General features: G+C 67.1%; 26 protein-coding genes and 2 tRNA genes. 10 read left to right on the top strand and 18 right to left on the bottom strand.

The window, feature by feature from the left end; genetic code table 11:
* Positions 1–161: 161 nt before the first annotated feature.
* Genes IEW15_RS18705 through IEW15_RS18695 form a run of 3 tightly spaced genes read right to left on the bottom strand, consistent with a single transcriptional unit; the run spans position 162 to position 2015 of the window.
* Entirely contained in the window at positions 162–785 is a 624-nt protein-coding gene (locus IEW15_RS18705) for a TetR/AcrR family transcriptional regulator (protein WP_188580738.1), read from the bottom strand.
* Between the two features lie 58 nt (positions 786–843).
* Positions 844–1434: a hypothetical protein gene (locus IEW15_RS18700; protein WP_188580736.1), complete on the bottom strand. Its 591-nt coding sequence runs from the start codon at positions 1432–1434 to the stop codon at positions 844–846.
* Entirely contained in the window at positions 1431–2015 is a 585-nt protein-coding gene (locus IEW15_RS18695; protein ID WP_188580734.1) for a cupin domain-containing protein, read from the bottom strand. Before IEW15_RS18695 ends, IEW15_RS18700 begins: the two co-directional genes overlap by 4 nt.
* Positions 2016–2206: 191 nt before the next feature.
* Between IEW15_RS18695 and IEW15_RS18690 the strand changes: the two genes are divergently transcribed.
* The 4 genes from IEW15_RS18690 to IEW15_RS18675 all read left to right on the top strand — a co-directional run bounded on the left by IEW15_RS18690 (position 2207) and on the right by IEW15_RS18675 (position 5427).
* Entirely contained in the window at positions 2207–2425 is a 219-nt protein-coding gene (locus IEW15_RS18690) for a hypothetical protein (RefSeq protein WP_188580732.1), read from the top strand.
* A gap of 134 nt (positions 2426–2559) precedes the next feature.
* On the top strand, positions 2560–3153 hold the full coding sequence (locus IEW15_RS18685; RefSeq protein WP_188580729.1) for a hypothetical protein: 594 nt from the start codon (positions 2560–2562) through the stop codon (positions 3151–3153).
* Positions 3154–3428: 275 nt separating this feature from the next.
* The gene (locus tag IEW15_RS18680) at positions 3429–4151 is read left to right on the top strand and encodes an L-threonylcarbamoyladenylate synthase (protein ID WP_188580722.1); all 723 of its coding nucleotides are present in this window, start codon (positions 3429–3431) and stop codon (positions 4149–4151) included.
* A 10-nt stretch (positions 4152–4161) separates the two neighbouring features.
* Positions 4162–5427 (top strand): MFS transporter, encoded by a 1266-nt coding sequence (locus tag IEW15_RS18675; RefSeq protein WP_188580720.1) that lies wholly within the window; start codon positions 4162–4164, stop codon positions 5425–5427.
* 33 nt (positions 5428–5460) lie between these two features.
* On the opposite strand, the gene IEW15_RS18670 is transcribed toward IEW15_RS18675, so the two are convergent.
* The 6 genes from IEW15_RS18670 to IEW15_RS18645 all read right to left on the bottom strand — a co-directional run bounded on the left by IEW15_RS18670 (position 5461) and on the right by IEW15_RS18645 (position 12487).
* The gene (locus IEW15_RS18670) at positions 5461–5682 is read right to left on the bottom strand and encodes a formate dehydrogenase subunit delta (RefSeq protein ID WP_188580718.1); all 222 of its coding nucleotides are present in this window, start codon (positions 5680–5682) and stop codon (positions 5461–5463) included.
* Positions 5679–6515 (bottom strand): formate dehydrogenase accessory sulfurtransferase FdhD, encoded by an 837-nt coding sequence (gene fdhD / locus IEW15_RS18665; protein ID WP_188580742.1) that lies wholly within the window; start codon positions 6513–6515, stop codon positions 5679–5681. The genes IEW15_RS18670 and fdhD overlap by 4 nt, the downstream gene beginning before the upstream one ends.
* A complete protein-coding gene (fdhF, locus tag IEW15_RS18660) occupies positions 6502–9342 on the bottom strand; it encodes a formate dehydrogenase subunit alpha (protein ID WP_188580716.1) in 2841 nt (946 codons plus the stop codon). Before fdhF ends, fdhD begins: the two co-directional genes overlap by 14 nt.
* A gap of 13 nt (positions 9343–9355) precedes the next feature.
* Positions 9356–10903, bottom strand: coding sequence for a formate dehydrogenase beta subunit (locus IEW15_RS18655; RefSeq protein WP_188580714.1), 1548 nt, complete (start codon positions 10901–10903; stop codon positions 9356–9358).
* Complete coding sequence (locus IEW15_RS18650) at positions 10900–11454, bottom strand: NAD(P)H-dependent oxidoreductase subunit E (protein ID WP_188580711.1); 555 nt, start codon at positions 11452–11454, stop codon at positions 10900–10902. The genes IEW15_RS18655 and IEW15_RS18650 overlap by 4 nt, the downstream gene beginning before the upstream one ends.
* A gap of 97 nt (positions 11455–11551) precedes the next feature.
* Entirely contained in the window at positions 11552–12487 is a 936-nt protein-coding gene (locus IEW15_RS18645) for a LysR family transcriptional regulator (RefSeq protein ID WP_188580709.1), read from the bottom strand.
* A gap of 320 nt (positions 12488–12807) precedes the next feature.
* Between IEW15_RS18645 and IEW15_RS18640 the strand changes: the two genes are divergently transcribed.
* From IEW15_RS18640 to IEW15_RS18630, 3 genes are all read left to right on the top strand, one after another.
* Positions 12808–14088, top strand: a complete 1281-nt coding sequence (locus IEW15_RS18640) for a LeuA family protein (RefSeq protein WP_188580708.1) — start codon at positions 12808–12810, stop codon at positions 14086–14088.
* Positions 14089–14301: 213 nt separating this feature from the next.
* On the top strand, positions 14302–15600 hold the full coding sequence (locus IEW15_RS18635; RefSeq protein WP_188580706.1) for an O-acetylhomoserine aminocarboxypropyltransferase/cysteine synthase family protein: 1299 nt from the start codon (positions 14302–14304) through the stop codon (positions 15598–15600).
* A gap of 343 nt (positions 15601–15943) precedes the next feature.
* Positions 15944–16723, top strand: coding sequence for a MetQ/NlpA family ABC transporter substrate-binding protein (locus tag IEW15_RS18630; RefSeq protein ID WP_188580741.1), 780 nt, complete (start codon positions 15944–15946; stop codon positions 16721–16723).
* A gap of 103 nt (positions 16724–16826) precedes the next feature.
* Here the strand turns inward: IEW15_RS18630 and IEW15_RS18625 are convergent, their stop codons facing one another.
* Complete coding sequence (locus tag IEW15_RS18625; RefSeq protein WP_188580704.1) at positions 16827–17429, bottom strand: hypothetical protein; 603 nt, start codon at positions 17427–17429, stop codon at positions 16827–16829.
* A gap of 174 nt (positions 17430–17603) precedes the next feature.
* On the opposite strand from IEW15_RS18625, the gene IEW15_RS18620 reads away from it, so the two are divergent.
* Positions 17604–17680, top strand: a tRNA-Asp gene (locus IEW15_RS18620).
* Between the two features lie 236 nt (positions 17681–17916).
* On the top strand, positions 17917–18993 hold the full coding sequence (locus IEW15_RS18615; protein WP_188580702.1) for a class I tRNA ligase family protein: 1077 nt from the start codon (positions 17917–17919) through the stop codon (positions 18991–18993).
* A 44-nt stretch (positions 18994–19037) separates the two neighbouring features.
* On the opposite strand, the gene IEW15_RS18610 is transcribed toward IEW15_RS18615, so the two are convergent.
* The 5 genes from IEW15_RS18610 to IEW15_RS18590 form a co-directional block, all read right to left on the bottom strand.
* Complete coding sequence (locus tag IEW15_RS18610; protein WP_188580700.1) at positions 19038–19589, bottom strand: protein phosphatase CheZ; 552 nt, start codon at positions 19587–19589, stop codon at positions 19038–19040.
* A 264-nt stretch (positions 19590–19853) separates the two neighbouring features.
* Positions 19854–21014, bottom strand: coding sequence for an amidohydrolase family protein (locus IEW15_RS18605; protein WP_188580698.1), 1161 nt, complete (start codon positions 21012–21014; stop codon positions 19854–19856).
* On the bottom strand, positions 21011–21220 hold the full coding sequence (locus tag IEW15_RS18600; RefSeq protein WP_188580697.1) for a hypothetical protein: 210 nt from the start codon (positions 21218–21220) through the stop codon (positions 21011–21013). Before IEW15_RS18600 ends, IEW15_RS18605 begins: the two co-directional genes overlap by 4 nt.
* A gap of 1 nt (position 21221) precedes the next feature.
* Complete coding sequence (locus IEW15_RS18595; protein WP_188580695.1) at positions 21222–23291, bottom strand: prenyltransferase/squalene oxidase repeat-containing protein; 2070 nt, start codon at positions 23289–23291, stop codon at positions 21222–21224.
* Positions 23281–24234 (bottom strand): phosphoenolpyruvate carboxykinase (ATP), encoded by a 954-nt coding sequence (locus tag IEW15_RS18590; protein ID WP_188580693.1) that lies wholly within the window; start codon positions 24232–24234, stop codon positions 23281–23283. Before IEW15_RS18590 ends, IEW15_RS18595 begins: the two co-directional genes overlap by 11 nt.
* 348 nt (positions 24235–24582) lie before the next feature.
* Here IEW15_RS18590 and IEW15_RS18585 point away from each other — a divergent pair, with 348 nt between their 5' ends.
* A complete protein-coding gene (locus IEW15_RS18585; protein WP_188580691.1) occupies positions 24583–24855 on the top strand; it encodes a PqqD family protein in 273 nt (90 codons plus the stop codon).
* Positions 24856–24960: 105 nt separating this feature from the next.
* On the opposite strand, the gene IEW15_RS18580 is transcribed toward IEW15_RS18585, so the two are convergent.
* The 3 genes from IEW15_RS18580 to IEW15_RS18570 form a co-directional block, all read right to left on the bottom strand.
* On the bottom strand, positions 24961–25224 hold the full coding sequence (locus IEW15_RS18580) for an SHOCT domain-containing protein (RefSeq protein WP_188580690.1): 264 nt from the start codon (positions 25222–25224) through the stop codon (positions 24961–24963).
* 221 nt (positions 25225–25445) lie between these two features.
* Positions 25446–25521, bottom strand: a tRNA-Phe gene (locus IEW15_RS18575).
* Between the two features lie 132 nt (positions 25522–25653).
* Complete coding sequence (locus tag IEW15_RS18570) at positions 25654–25899, bottom strand: DNA gyrase inhibitor YacG (RefSeq protein ID WP_188580688.1); 246 nt, start codon at positions 25897–25899, stop codon at positions 25654–25656.
* Between the last annotated feature and the right edge of the window lie 89 nt (positions 25900–25988).

Below are 25988 nucleotides of genomic sequence, written 5' to 3'. Positions count from 1 at the left end.
CATGTCCCCCTCTCAGGAACACTCATACAGACTCCACTTCGCCACCGGTCGCCAGGGCTATTCTTCAAATGCGATTCCCCTGCTGGCCGGACACCCGTCTGGCGCGCATGTCATCGAGATGGTCGCCGCAAAAATGCGGCTGGCGGTGAGACCGGCTGCTGTCAGACGCTCAGCATCGGCCGGGCCTGCGGCACCGCGACCAGGGCGGTGTGACTGGCCGAGCCCAGCGCCGCCTGCACCACCGCGCGGATCGGGCTCTCGTCAAACCCGGAACGGGCCATGACATTCAGCCCCTGGAGCACCGCCACCAGCATCGTCGCCATCGCCGTGACCTGCGCCGCGTCGGCGCCCGTACCGGCATTGCCAAGAGCACGGGCAAAGGCCTGACCCACGCGCATCAGGTGGCCGCGCGTCAGATCCCCTGCCATGTCGTCACGTGGCGCACATTCGATGGCGCAATTGGTCATCATACAGCCCCAGCGCCGCTCGCCGGCGATGATCCCCTCGACAACGCGGTCGAAGAACGCCTCGATCGCGGCATAGCCGTCGTCATCGCCATGCTCCAGCCCGGCCAGGGCCCGATCGACCACGCGGACCCGATAGCGATCCACCGCCTCGAAGAACAGGCTGCGCTTGTCGCCGAAGGCGGCGTAAAGGCTGCTGGGGCCGATGCCCGTCGCACAGCGGATCGCCTCGACCGACGTTCCGTCATAACCGTGCCGCCAGAACAGATCGACGACGATGTCGAGAACCCTTTCGCGGTCGAAGCCTCTCGGCCTGCCCATCTGCGCGCCCCTTCCGCATGTCTCATGACCGGAAAACCGGTGCTATTTCCCTCCACACTTACCGTGTGGTTCGCGAACGCCATGTCCTGCCGGGTCCGAACCTACAGGAAGCCGAAGCAGGCGACAGCGAAAAGGGTATGCGTGGTTGCACCGATGCCGCAACAGGCAACGGGTCGAGAGCAGCACCGGTCGTCGGTGCCGGACCCCCGGCATCCGGGGCAGCCGCGCGGGACGCCGGCGGCTCCGTGGTCATGGCCCGCACGCGGGCACACATATCCGGGCCGGCGATGCCGGCCCATCGCCGGGTGGCGGCAGCACCGCTTCCCGCCGCCATGGTCAGCGCGACACCGGCCAGCGTCATCGCCTCGTCGAGCCGCCGGTCGCCGGCGATGTCGTTCTGAAACGGCGCGATCAGGTCGAGCCAGGCCATGGCGTCCAGCACCACCAGATGCGGTGGCCGCCATAACAGCACCGACAGGCCGGCCAAGGCCGCCGACCGGCGCGGACCGGCGGCCCGTTTCCCCTGCCGCGCCGCCAGTTTCAGCATCCGCCGGGCCCGCCGCTCGCCAAGCAGATGATCACCCGACGCCAGATCCAGCACGGTCAATGCCGCGGCCTGACGCCAGCGGGCATCGCGGTCAGCGCTCATGATGCCCCGTCGCCGCCCGTGGACGGGCCGGCTCCTCCGTCCGGCCGCGGGCGTCCCGGCGCCCAGCCGGGCGGCGCCAGTTCAAAGCCCTCGAACAGAAAGGCCGGTGCCACCGTGCAGCCGACGAGCGTCCACGCGCCCAGGCTGCACGCCGCCTGCCACCAACCCGCCGGCACGACCTGCACCGGCCGGGCGCCCTCCACCCCGCCGGCATCCAGGCCCAGCAGGTGGCGTTCAGGCACGCTGTCGTCATCGGCGGCCAGATCCAGCGCCAGGGCGGCGCCGGCATAATGGTGCCATACCTCGCAGGCATCGACGCGGTGCCAGTGCGAACGCTCGCCGGCCTTCAGCAGAAAATAGATGGTGGTCAGGGCGCCGCGTTCGCCGGCAGCCGCGGGGCTGCGATAGACCTCGGCGAACCAGCCGCCTTCCGGATGAGGCTGAAGCCCCAGTTGCGCAATGATGCGGTCCGCATCCGCAGCCAGCGTCGATACCGCCGGCCCCGGGCGAGCGTCGCTCGCGGGGCCATGGTTCAAGAGCCCATGGTTCAAGGGAGTCTGGTTCAAGGGGGCATGGCTCATGGGGCGCGCGTCTCCGCTGTCTCCGTTCATGTCCCGACGTACAACGATAGCGGCCCGAGCCCCCCTTCCGCAATGGCGGCCTGGGTCAACTGTGGCCCGCCATCGCCCCTATCGGGCCACGACCGGCGCTGGATCTCGGCCGGCGGCGGCAATCTGTTGCGCCCGGGGCCGGTCCGGGGCATGGTCTGGTCATGCCCAACAGCTGGCGCCGAGCCCTGATTGTTTTCACCCTGGTCTGGATGACCTTTGTCACGGCAGTGACAGGGGCCGATCCCGCGCATCCGCTGTTCAACGGCTTCTTTCTGGTGCCGCTGGCCGCCTGGATCGGCGCCATGGCGACCCATGGGCTGATCCGCCGCCGGCGCGGCGACCAGCCGGTTTCCCCCGACGACCGCCGGCGGCGCCCCTGATCTGGCCGGAGGCACGACGTCCAGCCTTGTTTCCCGACGACCATGCGACCATAACTAAGGTCACCGGACGCCCCCGGACACCGGCCCGGCCTGCTCGCTTTGCCGGGCCGCGCATTCATTCAGGCTTCTACGACATGACCGAGGGTTCGACCATCGATCAAGCCGCACGGGCGCTGATCTCGGGCGGCGATGCCGAACAGGCCGCCGCCCATGCGGAGCATCACGCCCGCAGGGCGGTTGATGCCGGCGACCGCAACGGCGCGCGCCAGATCTTCTTTCTGCTGGTGCAACGCATCGCCTCGAACGAAGACACCGCCGCCGCCGCTCATCGGCTGTCGCAGGCCGCGGCTGCGATCGGTGAACCGCTGGCGGTGGCCGACGCTGCCGCGGGCGATATCGATGCCGCACGCGATGTGTTCAAGCGTCTGTCGCAACAGGCGGCGCGCCACAACCGGGTGCTGCTGCCCGCCATGGCTCGCGTGCTGACCGCCATCGCCGAAGCCCACCGTCAGGCCGGCCGGCTGCGGGTCGCCTTCGATGAGGTGCAGCGCGCGCTGCTGCTGCTGCGGCCCCTGTTCCTGGCCGAGCGAGAGGCGTATGGCCCGTCGATGGCGCCGATCCTGCGCGCCTATCTGTCGCTGGCGCGCGATTCCGGCCAGCCCGTCGACCGGGCCATGGCGCGCGAATTGTTCGCCGCCTTCAGCATCGGTGCGACACCCCAGTCCTGACGACGCCACGCCACGATCCCGATCTGTCGCGGCCTTTGAAAATCGCCTGTCGGGAGGTGATTATACCTCTTTCATCCATCCAGGGTTGCTGATCCACTTTCGCGCCGGGGCGTTCCCTGCTAATTTGACGCTGTAATTGATCACTGGCCGATCATATCCCGCTAAAGTTCCTCACAATATCTCATGATACGGAACAGTCCGGACCGTGGCGCAGACCATGGCCAGCGGCGAGCGGCCAGGATCAAAGGGCATCAGCGGGCATAAGGGCAGGCTCCATGGTCAATATCGTGAAGATGAGCGCCGGCGCGATCGACGAGGCGGCAGAGGTCATCCGCGCCGGCGGACTGGTGATCACGCCGACGCGCACCCAGTACAATCTGATCTGCGACGCGTTCAACGCCGACGCGATCAGCCGGGTGTTCGAGGTGAAGAAGCGCACCAAATTCGGGCCCCTGACACTCTCCATCGCCGATCCGGCGACCACCGCCGACTATGTGACGGTGCCCGCCTGGGTCGAGCCGGATGCCCTGACCCGGTTGTGGCCGGGAGAGCTGACCGCGATCTTCTGGAAAGCCTGTGACCTGCCGGCCGGCTTCACCATGGGCTATGACACGCTGGGCGTCGCCTGCCAGGGCGCCTCGCCGCTTGAAGACATCATCCGTGCCGCCGGCCGGCCGGTGGGTGCCACCTCGGCGAACATCTCGGGCCAGGGCGACATTTTCGTGGATCTGGACAAGGCCGTGGCCGATATCGGCACCGGTGTCGACCTGATCATCGACTATGGCCGCGACACCGCCGGCGCCACATCCGACAGCGCGGTCAAGGCCAACACCATCATCGACCTCACCTTCGACCGGCCCTATCTGGTGCGCGGCGGCATCTATCCGGTCGGCCGCGTGCAGACCGTGTTCCCCGATCTCGATCCCGACAGCGACGCCTACAAGGCGCGGCTGATGGAGCGGGTCGAACAGGTGCGCGCGCGCGCCGTCGGCGCGTGAGGGGGCGGCGATGAGCATCGCGCTGGTCTATGTCTATCGCATCCTGTCGCGGCTGTATTTCCACCTGCCAATCCTGTTCGTGTTCTTCTACGAGCACGGGCTGGACATCTTCCGGCTGGAACTGCTGCTCGCGGCCTATGGTCTCACCATCTGTCTGGCCGCCGGTATTGCCGCTCCGCTGGGACGGCTTCTGCCGCTGAAGGGCGTCATCGCCATTGGCGAGGTGCTGAAGGCGCTGGGCCTTGCCATGATTGTCGCGACCGCGGTTCTGGTCACCGACGACGGCGCCGCGCTTACCCCGTTTACGCAGCCGCTGGCGATCGATCAGGGCTTCTGGTGGCTGCTGGCGGCGCAGGTTCTGGGGGGCATCGGCTATAGCCTGGCGCAAGGCACCGACTCGGCCCTGCTGCGCAGCCTGCATCGTGATGACCAGATGGCGGCCTATCGCGGCCATGAAAGCCGCACCGCATCGCTGATCTTCCTGGCGGTGCTGGTGGCTGGGGCGATCGGCAGCGTTCTGTACCGCTTCGATGCCGAACTGCCGTTCCTGGCGGCCCTGGTCGCGGCGTTGGCCTCGGCCGTGGCCATTCTGCTGGTGAAGGCACCCGCCCCGCTGGTGTCGGCCACACCGGCCACAGGCGGTGGCGCGGCGGCGGCCAAACCCGCGGCCACTGGTGGCCGGGTGCAGGGCGAGGCCGGCTGGATGATCTATTACATCCTGATGCGCGCCTTCGCGCTCGCCACCTTCGTGGGCTTCCTGCCGGCGCTGTTCTTCCTGACCCTGAAGATCGACCTCTACTGGTTCGGGCTGGTGCTCAGCCTGTTCAATCTGGCGGCCTTCCTGTCCGCGCGCTATGCGGTGAAGGTGATGGACCGGATCGGCACCCGTGCCATCGCCGTGGTGATGCCGGCAATCGGGCTGGTCTCGCTGGTGCTGTTCGCCACAGCGTCGCAGAACCTGATCGCCGGTCTGGCAGCGATCACGGCACTTGGCCTTGCCACCGGCGGCATCCGGCCGGTGACCATGACCAATCTCAACAAGCTGCCGATGGCGACAGCGGTACGGGCCCGGCTGATCGGCCGCATGGAACGCTGGTACGGGCTGACCAATGCGGCGGTTCTGGCGGTGGGCGGCTGGTTCCTGGCCGCTTATGGCTTCGTGCCGCTGATGACCGGCGTCGCTGCCCTGTTCGCGGTGCTGGTGCTGGCCTATGCGCTGGCTGGCAGCCGGTTGATCGGTGCCACCGTGCGTCAGCCGGCAGCGAAAGCGGCCTGAGACGATCACCCTGCGGATCAGCGGGCGGCGGCGTCAGGCCGCCTGCTGATCCCGCAGCATCTCGATCGCCCGGCGGACATGGGGGTCGAGCCCGGCACCACCGGCCGCCAGATGGTCCAGAATGCCCGCCCGCATCCGCGGATCCCAGAACTGCCGGATGTGATCGGCAGTGCCATGCGCCGCCTGATCGGCACCTTGCGACGCGAAGAAGCGGCCGATCTGGTTGGCCATGGACACCAGTTTTTCAGGGGTCATCCCGCCATCCCTTGCTCTGCGGCCGGAACCCTGTCCGGCCGGGTGAAGATCTCGAAACCGTCGGCGCGGGCAATCGCGATCAATGTCAGCCCCGCCGCCTCGGCCATGCGCACCGCCAGCGCGGTCGGCGCCGACACCGCGATCATCACCGATACGCCGATCCGCGCCGCCTTCTGCACCATCTCGATCGACACCCGGCTGGTGATCACCAGCACGCCGTCCGCCGCGTTGATACCGGCCCGTGCCAATCCGCCCGCCAGCTTGTCCAGCGCATTGTGCCGGCCGACATCCTCGCGCAGCAGCACCAGCCCGCGCGCCGGATGCCAGAATGCCGCCGCATGCATGGCGCGGCTGATCCGGCCCCAATGCTGTGCCGGGGGCAGACTGTCGAGCGCCTCGGCCACCTGGCCGGGTGTCAGCACGATACCCGGGCCCACCGCCGGCGGCGGCCGCATCGCCGCCGCAAGGCTGTCGATACCGCACAACCCGCAGCCGGTCGGGCCGGCGACATGGCGCCGCCGCTCGATCAACCCGGCGGCGCGCTCGGCCGACAGCCAGATCCGCAGGTCGATGCCATCGGGCACCGCTACCGCGTCGATCGCCTCGATCTGCCCGGCCTCGTCGATGATCGCCTCGCCCAGACTGAACCCCACCGCCAGATCCTCAAGGTCGGCGGGGCTCGCCATCATCACCGCATGGGTGCTGCCGTTATAGGTGAAGGCGATCGCGGTCTCTTCGGGGATCACCCGGTCATCGGCCGCACTCTGCCCCGCCCGCCAGCGCAGATGGCGGGTCTCGCTCAATGGACCGATATCGCCGTCACTCGGCGGCATCGGCGGCGATGCGGCGGCTCTGTCGTCCATGATCGTCATAGCGGGTCTGCCAGTCGGTGGGTCCGTTGGACGGCGACACCTGCACGGCGGTCACCTTGTATTCCGGACAGTTGGTTGCCCAGTCGGAATAGTCGGTCGTCACCACATTGGCCTGGGTCATCGGATGGTGGAAGGTCGTATACACCACCCCCGGCGCCACCCGGTCGGTGATCGTGGCCTTCAGCGTCGTCGCACCGGCGCGGCTTTGCAGCTTCACCAGATCGCCATCGCGCACGCCGCGCTGCTCGGCGTCGTGCGGGTGGATCTCCAGCACGTCCTCCTCGTGCCAGCGGCTGTTCTCGGTCCGCCGGGTCTGGGCACCGACATTGTACTGGCTGAGGATGCGCCCGGTGGTCAGCAGCAGCGGGAAGCGCGGGCCGGTGCGCTCGTCGGTCGGCACGTATTCGGTGATCATGAACCGCCCCTGGCCACGCACGAAGCCCTGCATATGCATGACCGGCGTGCCCTCGGGCGCTGCCTCGTTGCACGGCCACTGGATCGAGCCCAGCTGCTCCAGCCGGTCATAGGACACGCCGGTGAAGGTCGGCGTCACCCGGGCGATCTCGTCCATGATCTCCGACGGATGGCTGTATGTCATGGCATAGCCCATGGCATGAGCGATATCCAGGGTGATCTCCCAGTCGGCCTTGCCCGCGCGCGGCGTCATCACCCGCCGCACGCGCTGGATGCGCCGTTCGGCATTGGTGAAGGTGCCGTCCTTTTCAAGGAAGGTCGATCCGGGCAGGAAGACATGGGCATAGTTCGCGGTCTCGTTCAGGAACAGATCCTGGACGACCACGCATTCCATGGCGGCAAGCCCGGCGGCGACATGCGCCGTGTTCGGATCGGATTGCAGGATGTCCTCGCCCTGAATGTACAGGCCCTTGAAACTGCCCGATACCGCCGCATCCAGCATGTTGGGGATGCGCAGGCCCGGTTCGCGGTCCAGCGTCGTTCCCCACAACTCTTCAAACATCGCGCGGGTTGCATCATCGGCGACATGGCGATACCCCGACATCTCGTGCGGGAACGAGCCCATGTCGCAGGCACCCTGAACATTGTTCTGGCCGCGCAGCGGGTTCACCCCCACGCCCTTGCGGCCGATATTGCCGGTCGCCATCGCCAGATTGGCGATCGCCATCACCGTGGTCGAGCCCTGGCTGTGCTCGGTGACGCCCAGACCGTAATAGATCGCGGCATTGCCGCCGGTGGCATAGAGCCGGGCGGCGGCGCGCAGCGCCAGCGGGTCGACGCCGGTGGCATCGGCCACCGCTTCGGGCGCGTTCTGCGGCGCCGCCACGAAATCCGCCCAGGCCTGGAAACTGTCGAGGTCGCAGCGTGCCCGCACGAAAGCCTCGTCGACCAGACCTTCGGTGACGACGACATGGGCCAGCGCCGTCAGCACCGCGACATTGGTGCCGGGGCGCAGCGGCAGGTGATGGGCCGCCTGAACATGGGGCGTGCGGACCAGATCGATCCGGCGCGGATCGATCACGATCAATTGCGCGCCCTGACGCAGCCGCTTCTTCATCCGCGATCCGAACACCGGATGGCCGTCGGTCGGGTTGGCGCCGATCACCAGGATGACGTCGCTGTCTTCGACCGAGTCGAAATCCTGGGTGCCGGCCGAGGTGCCGAAAGTGGTCTTCAGGCCATAGCCGGTCGGCGAATGGCACACCCGGGCGCAGGTATCGACATTGTTGTTGCCGAAGCCGGCCCGCACCAGCTTCTGCACCAGAAAGGTTTCTTCATTGGTGCAGCGCGACGAGGTGATGCCGCCCACCGACACCCGGCCGTATTTGCCCTGGATGCGGCGGAACTCCCGCGCCACATGGCCGATCGCCTCATCCCAGCTCACTTCGCGCCACGGGTCGGTGATCCGCTCGCGCAGCATCGGGTTCAGAATCCGTTCGCGATGGGTGGCATAACCCCAGGCGAAGCGGCCCTTGACGCAGGAATGGCCGCGATTGGCCTTGCCGTCCTTATAGGGCACCATCCGGATCAGGTCTTCGCCGCGCATCTCGGCCTTGAAGGTGCAGCCGACACCGCAATAGGCGCAGGTGGTGACGACCGAGCGTTCCGGCAGGCCCTTCTCGATCACCGCGGTTTCCATCAGGGTCGCGGTCGGGCAGGCCTGAACGCAGGCGCCACACGACACGCAGTCGCTGTCGAAGAATGTCTCCCCCATGCCGGCGGCGACGCGTGAGCCGAAGCCGCGATCCTCGATGGTCAGCGCGAAGGTGCCCTGCACCTCCTCACAGGCCCTGACGCAGCGTGAGCAGACGATGCATTTCGACGGGTCATAGGTGAAATAGGGCGTCGACGTATCCTTGGCCGCCCCCAGATGATTGTCGCCCTGATAGCCATAGCGGACATCGCGCAGACCCACGGCGCCGGCCATGTCCTGCAATTCGCAATCGCCATTGGCGGCACAGGTCAGGCAGTCGAGCGGGTGGTCCGAGATATACAGCTCCATCACCCCCCGGCGCAGCTTTTGCAGGCGCGGGGTCTGGGTGCGCACCACCATGCCGTCGGCGACCGGCGTGGTGCAGGAGGCCGGCGTGCCGTTGCGCCCCTCCACCTCGACCAGACACAGCCGGCACGACCCGAAGGCGTCGAGCATGTCGGTCGCGCACAGCTTGGGGATCGAGCCGCCGGCCTCGGTTGCCGCGCGCATGATCGACGTACCTTCAGGCACCTCGATCTCGCGCCCGTCGATGGTCAGGCGGATCGTGGTTCCGGCACGGGATGCGGGCGTGCCGTAATCGATCTCGTGGATCAGCGACATGGCGTGCAACTCCTCATTCCGCGACGGCGAGCGGGGTCTTCAGGCCGAAATCTTCCGGGAAATGGTCAAGCGCGCTCAGCACCGGATAGGGCGCGAAGCCACCCAATGCGCAGAGCGAGCCGAATTTCATCGTCTCGCACAGATCGCGCAGCAGCGTTTCCTGCGCCGGACCGTCGCCGGCGCCCATCCGGTCGATGACCTCGACGCCGCGCGTCGAGCCGATCCGGCAGGGGGTGCATTTGCCACAGCTTTCGATGGCGCAGAATTCCATGGCGAAGCGCGCCTGCGCCCGCAGGTCGACGGTGTCGTCGAACACCACCACCCCGCCATGGCCGATCAGCCCGCCGGCGGCCGCGAAGGCTTCGTAATCGAAGGGTGTGTCGAACAGCGCGCGCGGGAAATAGGCGCCGAGCGGCCCGCCCACCTGCACCGCCCTGACCGGCCGGCCGCTGGCGGTGCCGCCGCCGATATCGTCGACCAACTCACCCAGCGTCATGCCGAAGCCGGTTTCGAACAAGCCGCCGAAGCGGACATTGCCGGCCAGCTGGATCGGCATGGTGCCGCGCGACCGGCCCATGCCGAAATCGCGATAGGTCTCGGGCCCCTCGGCCAGAATGAACGGCACGCTGGCCAGCGAGATGACGTTGTTGATCACCGTCGGGCGGCCGAACAGGCCATGATGGGCGGGCAGCGGCGGCTTGGCGCGCACCTGTCCGCGCTTGCCCTCGATACTGTCCAGCAGGGCGGTTTCCTCGCCGCAGACATAGGCGCCGGCGCCCATGCGCAGCTCGATGTCGAAATCATGAACCGAACCACCGATCCGCGTGCCCAGCAGCCCGTCCCGGCGTGCGGTCTCCAGGGCCCGGCGGAACGCCACCGCGGCATGGGGATATTCCGACCGCAGATAAACATAGCCCCGACTGGCGCCAACCGCGATGCCGGCGATCGCCATACCCTCGATCAGCACGAAGGGGTCACCCTCCATGATCATCCGGTCGGCATAGGTGCCGCTGTCGCCTTCATCGGCGTTGCAGACGATATATTTCTGCGGTGCGTGTGCCGCGGCGACGGTCCGCCATTTGATGCCGGTCGGGAAACCAGCGCCACCCCGGCCGCGCAGGCCCGATTGCACCACCGCCTCGACGATGCCCTCAGGCCCCAGTTCCAGCGCCCGTTCAAGGCCGGCACCGCCGCCATGGGCGCGATAATCGGCGGCACTGGCCGGGTCGACCACACCGCAGCGCCCGAAGGTCAGCCGGGTCTGGCGGGCCAGGAACGGGATCGCTTCGGGCGCACCCAGCCGCAGCGGATGGCCGCCGCCATGGAACAGCCCGGCCGCCACCAGCCCGGCCACGTCTTCCGACGCCACCGGGCCATAGGCGATCCGCCCGGCCGGCGTTGCCACCTCGATCATCGGCTCCAGCCAGAACAGGCCGCGCGAGCCGGTGCGGATGATCTCGACCGCGTGGCCGGCGGCATGGCGGCCGATCGCGGCCGCGACATCGTCGGCGCCCAGCGCCACCGCCGCCGCGTCTGCGGGAACATAGATCCGCACGGTCATCGTGCCACCTCCGCCGCCGGTGCAACGCCAGCGGATGCGGGCGATGGCGGCTCAAGCCCCATCGCCGCGTCGATCAACCGGTCCAGCCGTGCCCCGCTCAGCTTCGCCGCCAGCCGCCGGCCGCCTGCGACCGCCGGCCCCTCCAGCATCGCCGCCGGCGCGGTCGCACATAGCCCAAGGCAATAGACCGGTGCCACCGCCAGCTGCCCGTCGGCGGTGGTCTCGCCCAGCCCGGCACCGGTGCGGCGCGCGACCTCGTCGGCGACGGCGCCGGCGCCGGCAGCCTGACAGGCCTCGGCCCGGCACAGCTTCAGCACCCGTGGCGGCAGCGGTGCTTCGTGGAAATCATGATAGAAGCTGACCGCGCCATGGACATCGGCCCGGCTGATGTTCAGCGCCTCAGCGATCATCGGCAGCGCCGCGCGCGGCACATGGCCGAAGGTCGCCTGGATCTCGTGCAGGATCGGCAACAACGCCGTGCGGCCAGCCGCCGCCATATCGTCGATGATCAGGGCGCCCGCTTCGGGCGTCCAGCTTGGGAAGTCGTTCATGCCGGCAGCCCGTTCTTGATGTTATGGGCACAGTCCTCATAAACCAGAGGATGGCGCCGGCCGACGGCTGCATCAACAGCGCGTTTCCGTCACACGATCAGCTTTTCCTATCGTGGCGATCGGAAACGCCGGGTGAAAGCCTCCCCGCCGCCACCAGGCGCCGGACTTCGGTGAACAATGCCGCGGTCAATGGCATCATCGGCTCGCGATGCGGCGCGACCAGCCCCACTTCATGGCTCATGTCCGGGCCGGTCAGGGGGATGGCGCTGATCCGGCCGTCACCCACCAGACCCAGCGCCCGGGCCAGCCCCGCCGGCATGATCGTCGACCAGCCGGTGGTGCGGACATGGGCGCTGAGCACCGACACCGAATTCGATTCCAGCACCGGCGCCGCATCGGCATCGGCGGCTTTCAGCATCCGGTCGATGATCCGGCGGTTCTGCATATCCGGGGTCAGCAGGCACAGCGGCAGACGCGCGGCATCGGCCCAGGTGATTGCCGCCAGCCGGCCGGCCGGGCTGTCGGTCGCGGTGATCAGGTGATATCGCTCCCGATACAGCGGCACCGTGCCGACCCGACCCAGCGGTTCGTTGTCGAGATAGGTGACGCCGGCCTCGACCGCCAGATCATCGACCAGCTTCAGCACCTCGGTCGATGTGCAGGTGCGGATCGAGAAGCGGACATCCGGGTTGCGGGCGCGGAATGCCGTGGTCAGTTGCGGCGTGATGCCAAGGGCCGTGGGAATGACCGCGATCCTGAGCGTGCCGCTGAGGCCGCGCTTCAAGGCATCGATTTCCTGGCGCATCGCCCGGGCGTCGCCCACGATCCGCCGCGCCCAGTCCAGCACCCGCAGACCTTCCGGCGTGAAGCCCCGGAAGCGCGAGCCGCGTTCCACCAGCATGGCGCCCATCGTGTCTTCCAGCGCCTTGATGCCGGCCGACAAGGTTGGCTGCGATACCCCGCAGGACTGGGCCGCCCGGCCGAAATGGTGTTCCCGCGACAGAGCGAGCAGGAATTCGAGCCGGTCGATCACCTGAACACCCCCTTTGAGCTGGTCATCCGGCCACGGGATGATCCGGTGCCATCAGCCAGTTGTAGCGGGATGGTCCGGCGCTGCCAATCACGCAGCCGCTCGCCGCCATGCGCAGCGGCCGCCGGGAGCGTGATCAACGGCCACAACCTGAACGCGACGCAACAAGATGTTTGTCCTCCTGACTTCGGCGCGCTATACCTATTATAAGTTGTATTTTGTGTTATCTATCGACATAAAATCGGCAAAGCCGCCATTCGCCAAAGCGAGGCATCCGCCACCACCGGCACCAACCGCCGGCAGCATCATCGACGGGGCAAGCCATGGATCAGGCATCCGACGGGATCATCCACATTCAACGGCCGCCAGAGGCCGCAGCCCGGGGCCGGCGGGTGATGGTGTTCGACACCACGCTGCGCGACGGCGAACAGGCACCGGGCAATGTGATGACGGCCGGACAGAAAGTCGAGATGTTCCGCCGGCTTGATGCGTTGGGCCTCGATCTCGTCGAAGGCGGCTTCCCCGCCTCGTCGGGCGAGGATTTCGAGGCCTTCCGCGAGATGGCGCAGGGGCCGCGCCAGACCCGGATCTGCGCCTTCTGCCGGGCGGCGGAACGCGATATCGACATCATCGCCGACGGCCTGGGCAGCAGTGGCAATGCCCAGATCGAAATTCTGCTGGTGGGCTCCGAGATCCATCTGGAACACAAGCGCCGGATCACGCCGCAGGAGGCGGTCGACGAGGCGGTGCGCAGCGTGCGGCACGCCGCATCGCTGGGTTTCACCGACATCGCCGTTGCACCCGAGGATGCCACCCGCGGGTCGCTGGCCTTTCTGGAACGGCTGTTGAAGGCCAGTGTCGAGGCCGGCGCGCGGACCATCGCCATTCCCGACACGGTCGGCTGTGCCCTGCCCCACGAATTCGCCCGGCTGGTGCGGCTGATGCGCGGATGGGTTGGGCCCGATGTGATCCTGTCGGCGCATTGCCATGACGATCTGGGGCTGGCGCTCGCCAATACGCTGGCGGCCCTGGAAGCCGGGGCCGACAGCTTTCAGGCGACACTGTGCGGTATCGGCGAGCGTGCCGGCAACACCGCGCTGGAAGAGGCGATCGCCCAGTTGCGGCTGAACGGCCCGCGCATGGGGCTGAAGACCGATGTGGCGCTGGCGCCCGTGCTGGATGCCGCGCGTGCGCTGCGCGACATGATCCATCTGCCGCTGATGCCGACCAAGCCGCTGCTGGGCAGCGATGCCGGCATCATCACCGCCCCCACCCATCTGGGCTGGGGCAGCCGCAGCACCGATTTCTGGCCGGTGCCGCCGGTATCGCTGACCGATGCCCCGGCCCGCGCCGCCGCCGCCGCGGTCGCCGCCGCCGATCAGCGGGACACGACGCGCAGCCATGCCGTGATGGTGGCCGGCACGCCGCGCAACGCCATCACCCGGCGCCTGGCCGAAGCCGGCGTGGTGATCGACATCGACAAGATCGACGCGGTCTGCGACCGGCTGGCGGCCGATCCGGCCCCCGACCGGTTCAAGGACCATGGCGCCCTGGCCGCCCTGTATCGCGAGGTCGCCGACAGCGGCACCGGCCTGCCGCACTGAGCGGGCAGACAAGCCGCGCACCCTAATCGCCTGAACACCCGGCCCGAACACTCGGCCCCGGCGCGCATCACGTGACCGGGGCCGGCTTTTTCCCAGAATTGACATTATATTTTTGTTCTTAAAGATGGTTACACAATCAGTACTGTTATTATAGAGTGCCGCGACGGGCGAGAGCGAGACCCGATCAGGCACCATCCAGGGAGCGAAGCCATCATGACCCAGTACCGTCACCCCGAGACGGCCGTGCTGCACGCGGGCTACCGCGCGGATCCCACCACCGGTGCGGTCGCGGTTCCGATCTATCAGACCACGTCATACCAGTTCCCCAGCACGGAACGCGCCGCCAACCTGTTTGCGCTGTCGGAGCTGGGCAATATCTACACCCGGATCATGAACCCGACCACCGACGTGCTGGAACAGCGCCTCGCCGCGCTTGAGGGTGGCGTCGCAGCACTCGCCGTCGCATCGGGTCAGGCCGCATCTGCGCTGTCGATCCAGAATCTGGCGCAGGCCGGCGACAATGTCGTCTCGTCGACCGATCTGTATGGCGGCACCTGGAACCTGTTCGCGAACACGCTGCGCCAGCAGGGCATCGAGGTCCGGTTCGTCGACCCGTCCGACCCTGAGAATTTCCGCCGCGCCACCGACGACCGCACCCGCGCCTATTACGGCGAGACCCTGCCCAATCCGAAGCTGAAGGTGTTCCCGATCGCCGAGGTGGCCGAGATCGGCAAGTCCTTCGGCATTCCGCTGATCATCGACAACACCGCCGCACCGATGATCGCCCGGCCCTTCGACCATGGCGCCGCGATCATCGTCTATTCCACCACCAAGTATATCGGCGGCCATGGCACGTCGATCGGTGGTGCGATCATCGATAGCGGCACGTTCGATTGGGAGGCCTTCCCTGAGCGCCAGCCGCTGCTGAACACGCCCGATGCCAGCTATCACGGCGCGGTCTGGACCCAGGCCGTGAAGCCGCTGGGCCCGATCGCCTATATCATCAAGGCGCGCGTCACCCTGCTGCGCGATCTGGGTGGCGCCGCCTCGCCGTTCAATTCCTTCCAGACCATCCAAGGGCTTGAGACGCTGCCGCTGCGCATGCGCGAGCACAACAAGAACGCCACTCTGGTCGCCAAATACCTGTCGGAGCATGCGGCGGTGGAAACCGTCACCCATCCGAGCGTCCAGACCGGCCTTGCCCGCGAACGCGCCGACAAATACCTGAAGGGCGGCTATGGCGCGCTGATCGGCTTCGAGATCAAGGGCGGCGCCGCGGCGGGCCGGGCGTTCATCGAGGCCCTGAAGCTGCTGTATCACGTGGCCAATATCGGCGATGCCCGCAGCCTTGCCATCCATCCCGCCACCACCACCCACAGCCAGTTGACCGAGGACGAGCAGCGGTCGGCCGGCGTCACCCCCGGCTATATCCGCCTGTCGATCGGCATCGAGCATATCGACGACATCATTGCCGATATCGATCAGGCGCTGGCCGTCGCCACCCAGGGCTGATCGTCACCGGGGCGGAGCCTGCCGGCTTCGCCCCGGTTCGTCGTTCTGCAGTTTTCACATGTTCGGCATGTTGTCATTTTATAATTGACACGCACCGCACGCTGTTCTATCTCTGACCCATCGCGCCGATTTGAGCCACAGCTTGCGGGCGCATTACAAATGCAGCTAAAGCGGAGGGGTTGGAAACCCGCGCGACGCTGTCACGCGGGTTTTTTCGTGTTGGGAGTCCGGGCAGGCCCGATCGGCCGGCCGGACGGTATCGCGGCGGCCGCCACCCCTGCCCCGCGGTCCACATGCCTCAGATCCAAGGACACCAGTCCCCATGTCTATCACGTCAGGTCTTCTGAAGACGCTTGGTGGCGCCGCCGCCATTTTCGGCCTCGTCGCCGCTGCCCCGGCCGTCGCCGAGACGATCACCATCGGCGTCACCCCCGGCCCCCATGCCCAGATTCTGGAACAGGTGAAGCCGATCGCGGCCGAAAAGGGTCTTGAGATCAAGATCATCGAGTTCAGCGACTATGTGGTGCCGAACCAGGCGCTGGCCGCCGGCGACATCCAGGCCAACTCGTTCCAGCACCAGCCCTATCTCGACAATCAGAACGCCGATCGCAACTATGGCCTGGTGTCGATCGCCAAGACCGTGGTCTTCCCGCTCGGCATCTATTCCAAGAAGATCAAGAGCCTGGACGAGATCAAGGACGGCGACAGCATCGCCATCCCCAACGACCCCACCAATGGTGGCCGGGCCCTGCTGCTGCTGGAAAGCCGCGGCCTGCTGACCCTGCGCGACGGCGCCGGCCTGAAGGCCAGCCCGCTCGACATCGAGAGCAATCCAAAGCATCTCCGGATTCTGGAACTGGATGCAGCCCAGCTCCCCCGGTCGCTGGACGATACCGCCGCGTCGGCCGTGAACACCAATTACGCCGTCGAAGCCGGGCTGGACCCGATCAAGGATCCGATCGCGCGTGAAGCGGCCGAATCGCCCTATGCCAACATCATCGCCGTCCGCGAACAGGATGCCGACAAGCCCTGGGCGAAGACGCTGGTCGAGGCCTATCACGACCAGAAGATCAAGGACTACATCAACGACACCTACAAGGGCGCCATCGTCGTCGCCTGGTAAGGCGCCGATCGGCCGGCCCTGCCAGGGCCATCCCTCTCAAACGACATCGCCGGCCGGGAGCGTTTGCTCCTGGCCGGCGATGTCGTTTGCAGGTCCGCTTTGCTCAGGCAACCTCGTTGCGGGCGATGCCGGCCGCTTCCCAATAGCCCTCATCCCAGGTTTCGTGGGCGTGGGTGTCGCGGTCATACGGATTATCGGCGGCGGTCAGGCCGTCGAGAAAGGCAATGAAACCTTCCTGAAGCTCGCGCTCCACCGCCGGCTGCGCGGCACTGCCCGGCGCCACCACGGCGTCGGCCGGCACATCGAGCGAGCCGTCGAGCCCCGCCGCCGGGTCGATGATCATGCCGCGCCGGCGCGCCAGATGGGCGCGGAATTCGGGATAGCGCATCAGCACTGTGTCGTCGATCCCATCCGGACAATCGGTCAGCGCGGTGCGGCCGCGATCGGTCAGGGCCAGCAGGCCGTCGCCAGCCCGCCGGATCAGCCCCGCGACCAGCAGCCGGCGCAGATCCACCACCACCCGGCGGTCGAACTCGGCACGGGCGGCCGGATCATGCAGTTCCGGAGAGGTCGGCTCCACCCGCGCCAGGTCGGCGAGCAATCGTGCACCGACCGCCTGCTTGTCGGCATCACGGTGGCCGAGCAGGCGAAGCGCCGTCAGCATGATGGTCGAGCTGGAGGGCCGGACCTCGGTCTGGAATGGCATGATGCTGTCCTCGGTCTTGATGATCGGACCGGGCGCCGGCACCGGTCCTCTTAAGACTTCATGTGGCGGCGACATGCGATCGTCACAAGACGTAAAAAAGGGCTTTTCAAGCGGCTCACGACTGGCTATAAACCGCGCACCCACCGGGACATGGTGGGCCTCGCGAGAGACTGCGGGGGTGTAGCTCAGTTGGTTAGAGCGCCGGCCTGTCACGCCGGAGGCCGCGGGTTCAAGTCCCGTCACTCCCGCCACTCGCACGGGTTTCAAAACGCCCGGTCCATCACATGATGGGCCGGGCGTTTTACTTTTGCTGTCCTTGGCCGGCACGTTGATCGCGACAGCGCGCATTTCACCTGCGAATCACAACCATTGATGTTGACGGCCCGTTCGCCGCTTTCTACGCTTTCCCGATCACGGGGACCGGCCGCCGCCCATTGATATGGTGGTTCCGCCCCCTTTGGATCGGGTTGCTGGAAGGATTGCGGGCGTGACGACGACGGTGCTGACCGACGAACTGATCCTGTGCGCGGCGCCCCCCGCTGATCGCGACATCGATGCGGCGGGATTCGCCGCCATCTGGCTGGCGGCGGATGTCTATGCCCGCGGCCAGCGGCTTCTTGGCCGGTCGGCGCGGGTTCTGATCGCCGCCGGCGGTGGCGGAGATGGCGACGGGGTCGGCGCGCCCGCCACCCTGCGGCGGGCCGGTGTCGACATCGATGGCGTGCTGACCCTCGGTGGCGGCACCCCCGGCGTGCTGCCCCTGCGGCGCCACAGGCCCCGCCAGATCGGCGACCGGCCGATGCCGGTGCGCCTGACGGTTTTCGCCGGGCGGGACGTGGTCACCGCCCGCAGCCTGATCGACGCGGTCAGCGAGATCGATGATCTGGGGCCGGTCACCGACACCCGCATCATCGCACCGCCGCCGCTGACCGATCTGTCGGGGGGCAGTTTCGACCCCAGCACCGGCCGCGCCATTTTCCTGACCGACCTTCTGGACCGGATGCCGGCCGAGGCGCTGCGCTTCTATCTGGCGCTGATGTCCGAGCCGCAGGACGCGCGCGAATTGTCGATGGCCGATCTGGCCCGCACGCACAACCTGTTCATGGTCCGCGATCTGGGCACATCACTCGCCGCCATCTCCAACCTCGATCCGGTGGCGGGCACGGCGCTGGCGCAGGACCGGCCGGAAGACGATCTGATGCTGGATTTCCGAAACCGCCTGCATGTGGCGCTCGATGCCCGCAGCTTTTCGCTGGCGGCCCTGGCCGGCGTGGTGCTGGGCGTCAACGGCCAGATGAAGCAGGCGCGGCTCTATGGCACGCCGGAGCGCATCCCGCGCCTCGCCGGCCTGTTCCAGCTCTTCGCCCGCCCCCTGATGCCCACCGCCGCCGATGGCATCGCGGCCTTTCTGGGGCTGGGTCAGGGCTGGGGGGAGCCGTGGGCCCGTGTCGGCGGCGAAATTCCGTCATGCAGCGCCCGTCTGGTGCGAGGATCGGCCCCAGGCTTCGATGCCGTCGACGAGGCAGCACTGGTGGCGCTGGAATCCGGCATGGCCGCCGCCTGACGCCCAGGTGCAGCCGGACGACCCGAGCCCATTAAACAGCCCGCTCAGTCGAACAGGCTGTCGATATCGCTTTGCGACACCTTGCTGGCGTCATCGATCGGGCCGTTGAGCAGCCGGGCATCGCCCTCGCGTTCCGCCGGCGGCGGCAGCGCCGCCACCTGATCGTGACCGACGATTTCCAGCAACTCTTCAAGATGGGCGTCGACCTGTTGCAACACCCGGCGGACCTTGGCGATGCGCTGGCCGGTCAGATCCTGAAAGCCGCAGGCTTCGTAGAGCGCGGTGATTGCCAGACCGGCATTGGCGAGCGCCGCATGCGCCTGATTTTCCGGTGCCAGTTCGGCGCTCACCGCATCGAGGGCAGCCTCGATCGCCTCGATCTGCGACAGGATCGCTTCAGTGGCCGCCTCGGTCCCTTCGACCACGCCTTCCAACGCCTCGGCGGCCAAGGTCAGCGGGTCTTCGCTCGCGGCCGGATGCCTCAGCACCGCCACCGCGCGCCTGATCCGATCGATAGGCGCGGCCTGTGGCATGTCCATACCGACATCGCCCCAGTCGATGTCATCGTCTGCAGGCTCGGTTTCGTCCGTCGCCATCCGTGCCCGTCTCCTGGCCGTCATGTCTCCGGCCGGGGCCGGACCACGTCTCTCAAGCGCCATGCAGCGCCGTCGGACGAAGTTTAAGGCATTCACCCCGGACGGGAAAGCGTCCCCCGCCGGCTTTTCGCAGTGCGGCAGAGACATGTGTCGCCCCGGCACCGAGAATGCATGGCGGGCGGTAAAGAATGTGTCAACGCACCCGCACGCGATGCAGACATCACGAGCTGAAGCGCCACCGGAGATGCTTTGACGCTCTGGCGATTATTCACCGAAGACGCGCAGGAAATTTCCGGCATAGAACGCCGCGTGCTGCGCCTCTGTACAACCGGCGAGCGAGGCATCAAAGGCCCCCACCGGATCCTGCCCGCCTTCGATGTGCGGATAATCGGTGGAAAAGGCATAAAGCCGGCTGTCGGAGGCCCGGATCAATGCCCCGACATCCTCGTGGTGATAGGGCGTGAACAGGCATTGATCGAGAATCTGTTCCGATGGCCTGCGGCCCGGCGCTCGGCCCGATCCGGCGAAGATCCGCTCCGCCAGGGCATCCAGGCGGCGCATCATGCCGGGCACCCAGGCTCCGCCGAATTCGGCCACCACGCAGCGCAGATCCGGATGGCGTTCCAGCACGCCGTCGAAGACCAGCTTGCTCAGGAAAACCTGTACGCGGTCCGAGGCAAAGATAATCTCTTCGGGCCGCGGCGCGTCGTCGCCATCCAGCATCTCGGGCGGGATCACCTCTCCCGGTCCAGTCATCCGCATCGCGACGTCGAGTGGCGGCATGATGTGGCTGGCAAGCACCAGCCCCGCTTCTGCCATCCGCGCCCAGACCGGCTCCAGATCCCGCGGCCGGAAGGCATAACCCGGCAACCCCTGATGCGGCACCCAGACCGCGCGCAAGCCCAGGCGGATCACATGCTCCAACTCGTCACGCGCAAGGGCGGCATCGTCGATCGGCAGCAGGCCCACGCCCAGCAGCCGCGCGTCGCCGGCACAGAAGGCCGCCATCGCCCGGTTGAGCGCCCGCGCCGTACCATAGGTCAATGGCAGCCCGCCCTGGCCGAAGAAGACCGGGACCAGCGAGAAGGACGGGAAGACCACCTGCCTGTGCAGCCCCAGAAGGTCGAGCGCCTGGCCCCGCTCGCCGCCATCGAAGGCGCCGAGCGCGTGATAATCCTTGGGTCCGGCCAGAAGATCGGTGCCGCGCGCGGCGCGGTCGGCAATGGTCTCCGGCCCATGATGGCCCTGCGCGATGGCCTCGCCCACCGTCGCCTGCCGGCGCTCGGTGTCCATCGCGATCCGCGGCAGCGCCTCGCGAAAGCCTGGATCAGCATGCGCCCGCAGAAAATCCGGCAGCTCCATGACATGGCTGTCGGCGTCGCAGAACAGACGCCGGCAGGCCTGACGTCTGGAAGGATCGGTCATCGCCTGCCCCCTGTCGTCGACAACAGCCGCGCCCGCATCTGAATGCGGAACGCCTCTTCAAGATCAGCCGCCTGAAACCGGTATCCCACCATCTGCGCCAGGGCGATGAGCCCGTCCATATCCGCCGGCCCGACGGCATCGACCGGAGATCCTCGTCGCTGACTGCCCAGAAAGCCCAGCGCGGCCTGGATGCCCGATATCGGCATATCAGCTCCTGTTCCTGCCCGGTGCCGCCACAGTCTGACGCGCCGCCGCGAAGGCCAGCAGCACGCCGGCTGTGGTGAAAATCCGCCGGTCGTCGGGCACGTCGATGATATCCGCTTGAGATTCCATGTGGTCTGGCGCCTGGTCGGGCCGTGGCCAGATCATGTCCGCGCCGACTGCCCAGCTACCGTCACTCAGTTGCGTCCGCAACAGCCCGGCCAGAATATCCCTGGCGGCGCCATGGTCACCACCGGCAATGACGATGCGCGCGATCGCCGCGACACAGAAGGGGCTGAGCGCCGCCAGATCCTGCGCCTTCGCCCAGGCGACCGCCCGGCCGACCGCCGCCTCGTCGCCCTGCATGGCCAGCGCCTCGGCGGCAAGTGCCGTCGGATAAGCGGGCGTGCGCCACCAATACGGCGTCCAGCTGCCATCCGGGGCCTGGCTGCGACGCAGCAGCGGGATCAACTGGTCAGGCAGAAGCAACGCGCAATTGGCCATGACACAGCCATGGGTCGCCCGCCAGCCGGCATCAGTAACATCGACCGCCGCGAAGCGGATCCGGGTGGCGGTGCCATAGGTCAGGAAGCCGTCATCGGTCATGTGGCTGCGCAGAAACCCGCGGGCCGCAACCGCAGCCGGGCTGTCGCCCGCCCCCAGCGCATCCAGCGCCTTGACGATCGAGGCAGTGGTATCGGTATCGACCGGCGCGATCTCATTATGCCCCCAGCCGCCACCGGCCTGCTGGCGCGCGCCCAGCGCCTGCAAGGCCGCCCCTGCCACCGCCAGTGCGCCAGCCTCGCCAGTGGCGGCAAGGGCCAGGGCGGCGACGCCCGTGACCCAGTTGTTGCAGCCGCCATTGACCCAGTTGAAATCGCCCCAGAGCCCGTTCTGCTGGCGGGTCCGCAGCAGGAATGCCGTCGCATCCGCCGTCGCGGCGGTAATGGAGGGACGCGGACGGATGGCGAGCCCGGCGGGCAGTGCTTGCGGGGCCGGACGCCCGAAGCCACGCCGCCAATGATGTTCCACCCCGATATAGGCCTTGGCCTGACCGCCGCCATCAGCCCCGATTGCGAGTTTCAGATGCGAGACATGGCACCGGACCGCCGGATAGGCATCTTCCGGGCCACGGATCGTCGGCAGGATCCAGGCTGCCGGCCATGGCTGGCCGGCATCGCCGGCGGCGATGGTGGCCTCGATGTTGACCAGGGCCGCGCGCTTTTCGATCGTGCACAAGCCGTGCGCGCACAGATGGTCGAGGATGCGGTCCCAGCGCCCTGATGGCAGCGGGTGATCGCAGAAGATCTCGAAGCCGATCGAGGGCCGCACCTGGCCGTCGACAAGATCGATCGCCACCGCCACACGATCTGCCACATCCACCAGCGCGGCGAAATGACCCTGAAGACGGGCGATGTCTCCCGGCCATCCAATCCGGTCCAGCAGGCCGGGCAGCGCGGCCGGCGTAATACCTTTGTAATTCACCCGCAGCACATCGCCGCGGCCCGACATGACACCGATATGGCCGATCGTGACCCCGCGCTCCGCGACGTCGAACAGACGATCGTGCGGCTCTGCTCCATCTGCACCGCAAAGCCGAGCCAGTGTCTGGCGAAGGACGGTGCGCCGCCGGGTCCGGACCGCCGGATCATCAAACCGCAGATCACACGCCAGAAACAGCGCCGGCGGCTGTGGCAGCCCGCCATCAGGTGCCGTGTCCCATTCCAGATAGAGCGGGTCGAACCAGCCCTGCAACCCGTCCTCATCAGCGATCCAGCCGCGCAGAAACGCGACGAGTGGCGCACCGGCCCATCCACCGCCCCGCTCATTCAGGTGGCGTAGCAGGATCTGAGGATCTCCGTCCTGGCTTGTGATCATCTGGTGAAGATCGACCGCCGCCTCATCTGCACCGAGCCGGATTTCAAGTGCGAGACGCGGCACCGGCGGCAGCAGGGCGGCCGCCTCGCGGATCGCCCGATGCCGCCCGGCCGGCACCAGCACATCAGCCAGCCGGGGCACCAGCAGATCGAAACAGCCGGCGGGCGTCAGCCCGGGAATGGCAGGCTCAGGCCGCAACGGGCGCACCATCAGCCGCAAGCCAGGCATCGACGGTGGCGGCGGCGGCGCGGAGCGCGCCAAGACGGTCGGGCAGGCTCAGGCGGTAAATGGCTGCCTGTCGCGACAGGCCCGCCGTGACGCGGATCGCCTCCCGCGAGGGCAGAGCCGAAAGAGCCAGGGGATCAGGGGTCAGGTTGGCGGCCAGTCCGCGCAGGGCATCGGCCCCTGCGGCCCGGTTCCAGCGGGGGCCCTCCAGGTCCGGATCGCGCGCATCAAGCAGCAGAACCGCCTTGATCGGCACCATGGCCGGCTGCGCTCCGAAAGCAGCGGCCGGCAACAGGAATTTGTTCCCCGCCGCCCCCGGCAGGGACCAGCGGGTTGCCAGGGTGGCCGGGTCGAAGCCAAGCGCCCGGGCGGTATCGGCATTGACCCGTGTCGCGGTCCCACCCGCCGCGGCATGCCAGCATCCGTTGTTCCCGACGATCCGCACAAGATCATCGGCGAGGGGTTGCCAGCCTGCCCGGTAAAGGGCGCCGGCCAGGCTGGATTTCCCCGCCCCTTTCCGCCCCATGATCAGAACCGCCGCCCCCTGCTTGACCAGTGCCGCCGCATGGAACGAGACCAGCCCCATCCGGGACATGATGGTTCGCATCACCGGCTCGACAAACAGACTGTTCAGGTCGTTGCGGTCGAGAGCTGGAAGACTGTCCGACAGCACGCGCCGGCCATCACCAGAGATCAGGAACCGGCAGATCGGCCTTCCATCGGGCCCCGCAAAGATCTGCTCGATCCAGGTCGCGCCATCGCGTTCGATCGGCACGGCAGCACCGGTCGGGACACCGGCCATCGATAGCCGGACGACGCACAGATCACGCCATGTGACATCCGCCATCGCCATGTCGGGATGCGCACCATCTCCGCCGGACATGGTGACGCGGAGGCCGTGGATCGCACAGGACATCTGGTAATCCCACAGGCAAGCCGGAGCCGCTACGAAGTGTAGGTGCCATCAGTCTCCGTCGCCTCAGAGTTCTGCGTCAGTTCCTCGACCGATCCGTGTTCACAAAGAAGCGACGGCTCGAATGCCGGCTTGCGTGCTGTAACACCATCTTCTTCAACCATGTCGCGCGGCATCATATTACCTCATACGGTTTGTTAGCTTTTAATATAATTCAAATAAAATGCATGGTAAAGTGGCATGAAGAGACAGGGAACAATAAATTTCCGTCCAGCACTCCGAGTCTGCCGCTCCATTCACGCTTTGGAGTCGACATTCATCAACGCCGCGTGGCCTGCAGGATCAGAGAAAATGCCCATGCTCTATCGCTTCAGTTCCGATGTGCTCCAAGTCGATGTCGATTCGGAGACCATGCTGCTCAATTATGCGTCGGGAAAATATTTCGGCCTCACTGGTGCGGTCGCCCGGGTGGCAGACAACCTCCGCGACGGCGCATCCATCGACGAGATGGCTTGTCATATTGCCGGATATTATGACGTGACCGAGGCCGCTGCCCGTGACGATCTCACGCGTATTCTGATAGAGTTGCAAAAGGCCGGCCTCGTCATCTCGTCGGAGACGTGATCCGGCACTGCCGGATCACTCGTCGAGGCCCGATCACTCGTCGAGGCCCGATCACTCGTCGAGGCCCGATCACTCGTCGAGGCCCGATCACTCGTCGAGGCCCGATCACTCGTCGAGGATATCCTCGCGCTGGTCCTCATACTCATCCGGGGTGATGGCGCCCTTGTCATAGGCGCCCTTCATATCCGACAGCGCCTCGCCCTTGGTGCGGCCGTCGACCGCGACGGAGTCGTCACCACCACCACAGGCGGAAAGACCGGTGGCAAGGCCAAGTGCCACCACGGCGGCGGCCAGCATGCGCGCGGGGTTGCGACTGGCGGCGGGCATAGCGGGGGCCGTGCGGGTGGTGATCTCAGGTTCGTGCCGCATGAGAAGGCTCCATTCTGGTTGGTTCGTGAACCAGAACTGGACCGCCGACGAGCCGCCAGCAACCTCCGCACGGCGTTGTCACCCGTTTGGCACCGCCACGTCACGGAGACACGGCCCCTGCCCCGCAACGGACACGGAACCCGCGAAACGCACCCTGAAAACGCCGAAGCCGCCGCTGCGAATGATCCTCGCGGATCGGGCAGCGACGGCTTCGAAAAAGATGGTGCCCAGGGGCGGATTTGAACCACCGACACGCGGATTTTCAGTCCACTGCTCTACCAACTGAGCTACCTGGGCGTGCCACGCTGCGGTCTTGGCCGCGGCGTGGGTCGGGTTATAGGGCAAAGCCGATCGGCTGTAAAGCGCCGTTTTCAGCGAAAATGAAGATGCAATGACAGCCCATGCGATATCGCCGGCCACCACCCGCCATCAGTGCTTCAGACTGTCATCCGACCACAAGTCGCTCTCGCTCTCGTCGGCCGGGCGCCCCGGCACCACATAGGTGCCGCTGAGCCAGCGATTGAGGTCGACATCGGCGCAGCGCTTCGAACAGAACGGCCGATAGCGCGCAAGCTCGGCAGCGTCCGACCGGCCACGGCCACAGACCGGACAGGTGCCCTGCCCGGTCTTGACGGCATCCCTGCCGGCGGCGGGTTTCGACGGTGTATCGGTCATCGTCTCTTAACTCCTCTGGGCCGGACACCCCCATGGGGCATGGCCGGTACAGCGGACAGGGGAGGATGGCATGCGCCATCGCAGAGGCT

The organism is Tistrella bauzanensis (genome assembly GCF_014636235.1).
GTDB lineage: Bacteria > Pseudomonadota > Alphaproteobacteria > Tistrellales > Tistrellaceae > Tistrella > Tistrella bauzanensis.
The sequence above is the reverse complement of the archived record's forward strand: the minus strand, read 5'-3'. Positions and strand labels throughout refer to the sequence as shown.

Coding starts and splice junctions, on each gene's coding strand:
- fdhF (WP_188580716.1), bottom strand. CDS start 9,342: ATGTCGCTGATCCACGAGATCGATTACGGCACGCCCGCATCCCGTGCC.
- IEW15_RS18705 (WP_188580738.1), bottom strand. CDS start 785: ATGGGCAGGCCGAGAGGCTTCGACCGCGAAAGGGTTCTCGACATCGTC.
- IEW15_RS18650 (WP_188580711.1), bottom strand. CDS start 11,454: ATGAACGACTTCCCAAGCTGGACGCCCGAAGCGGGCGCCCTGATCATC.
- IEW15_RS18695 (WP_188580734.1), bottom strand. CDS start 2,015: ATGAGCCATGCCCCCTTGAACCAGACTCCCTTGAACCATGGGCTCTTG.
- IEW15_RS18590 (WP_188580693.1), bottom strand. CDS start 24,234: ATGTCCTGTGCGATCCACGGCCTCCGCGTCACCATGTCCGGCGGAGAT.
- IEW15_RS18685 (WP_188580729.1), top strand. CDS start 2,560: ATGACCGAGGGTTCGACCATCGATCAAGCCGCACGGGCGCTGATCTCG.
- IEW15_RS18680 (WP_188580722.1), top strand. CDS start 3,429: ATGGTCAATATCGTGAAGATGAGCGCCGGCGCGATCGACGAGGCGGCA.
- IEW15_RS18610 (WP_188580700.1), bottom strand. CDS start 19,589: ATGGCGACGGACGAAACCGAGCCTGCAGACGATGACATCGACTGGGGC.
- fdhD (WP_188580742.1), bottom strand. CDS start 6,515: ATGCCGCCGAGTGACGGCGATATCGGTCCATTGAGCGAGACCCGCCAT.
- IEW15_RS18605 (WP_188580698.1), bottom strand. CDS start 21,014: ATGACCGATCCTTCCAGACGTCAGGCCTGCCGGCGTCTGTTCTGCGAC.
- IEW15_RS18600 (WP_188580697.1), bottom strand. CDS start 21,220: ATGCCGATATCGGGCATCCAGGCCGCGCTGGGCTTTCTGGGCAGTCAG.
- IEW15_RS18675 (WP_188580720.1), top strand. CDS start 4,162: ATGAGCATCGCGCTGGTCTATGTCTATCGCATCCTGTCGCGGCTGTAT.
- IEW15_RS18585 (WP_188580691.1), top strand. CDS start 24,583: ATGCCCATGCTCTATCGCTTCAGTTCCGATGTGCTCCAAGTCGATGTC.
- IEW15_RS18670 (WP_188580718.1), bottom strand. CDS start 5,682: ATGACCCCTGAAAAACTGGTGTCCATGGCCAACCAGATCGGCCGCTTC.
- IEW15_RS18655 (WP_188580714.1), bottom strand. CDS start 10,903: ATGACCGTGCGGATCTATGTTCCCGCAGACGCGGCGGCGGTGGCGCTG.
- IEW15_RS18640 (WP_188580708.1), top strand. CDS start 12,808: ATGGATCAGGCATCCGACGGGATCATCCACATTCAACGGCCGCCAGAG.
- IEW15_RS18580 (WP_188580690.1), bottom strand. CDS start 25,224: ATGCGGCACGAACCTGAGATCACCACCCGCACGGCCCCCGCTATGCCC.
- IEW15_RS18635 (WP_188580706.1), top strand. CDS start 14,302: ATGACCCAGTACCGTCACCCCGAGACGGCCGTGCTGCACGCGGGCTAC.
- IEW15_RS18700 (WP_188580736.1), bottom strand. CDS start 1,434: ATGAGCGCTGACCGCGATGCCCGCTGGCGTCAGGCCGCGGCATTGACC.
- IEW15_RS18625 (WP_188580704.1), bottom strand. CDS start 17,429: ATGCCATTCCAGACCGAGGTCCGGCCCTCCAGCTCGACCATCATGCTG.
- IEW15_RS18570 (WP_188580688.1), bottom strand. CDS start 25,899: ATGACCGATACACCGTCGAAACCCGCCGCCGGCAGGGATGCCGTCAAG.
- IEW15_RS18690 (WP_188580732.1), top strand. CDS start 2,207: ATGCCCAACAGCTGGCGCCGAGCCCTGATTGTTTTCACCCTGGTCTGG.